The organism is Bartonella sp. AP20NXHL (assembly GCF_042196165.1).
GTDB lineage: Bacteria > Pseudomonadota > Alphaproteobacteria > Rhizobiales > Rhizobiaceae > Bartonella.
Genome location: NZ_JBHIPV010000110.1, coordinates 1 through 622 on the forward strand (window position 1 = coordinate 1; position 622 = coordinate 622).

Here is a 622-nt window from a genome sequence, read left to right on the forward strand (position 1 = left end):
AAAATTATCGAAAACCGCAGGAAATAAATATGTTTACAGATAAGCAGCTAAGAGCCTTGTTTGGCATTATAACTTTTATATTTTTATGTTTTTTAGGAATTAAAAAAAATCCCTACTTTATTCAAAGTATTTTGACATTCGCATCTGTTTCTTTGGTAATAGTCACAGCGGTTTTTGCAATTTTATGCAATTCTCATATTCCTTTTGAGTTGCAGAACAATCCAAAATACAAACGCGGCAATACAACAGGTTGGAAGACATTAACACGTGATTTACAACAGTATATGCACAGACTTTTAAAGCTAATAAGTTTAGCGCTTGTCGTTTTAATTTTCCCAAATAGTTATAAAGAAACTGTTTCTTTACCTTTCATTTCTAAGTACGTGGAGTACAAGCTTTCTTTTCCATTGGATACTGTACTTTGGTACTCAGATATTGCTCTTTGGTATTCTTTTTTAGTTTGTGTATTGTTTCTTATGTTACGTACACGCAGTTTAATAAACATATCTATTTACACACTACAGTGCTCAGTTAAAAAGCTATAGTAAAATTTCCGATTTTATAAAACTGTTTAGATTAAATGGCGTTGTCTCTTCTCAACGTTCATAGATGAAATCAACAA

At 30.9% G+C, this 622-nt stretch carries 1 protein-coding gene; it reads left to right on the top strand.

The window, feature by feature from the left end:
* The first annotated feature begins 29 nt into the window (after nt 1-29).
* Complete coding sequence (locus ACFILL_RS09480) at nt 30-545, top strand: hypothetical protein (RefSeq protein ID WP_273790996.1); 516 nt, start codon at nt 30-32, stop codon at nt 543-545.
* Nucleotides 546-622 lie beyond the last annotated feature (77 nt).

Excerpts from the sequence above, each read along its gene's own strand:
- ACFILL_RS09480 (WP_273790996.1), top strand. The coding sequence starts at position 30 with ATGTTTACAGATAAGCAGCTAAGAGCCTTGTTTGGCATTATAACTTTT.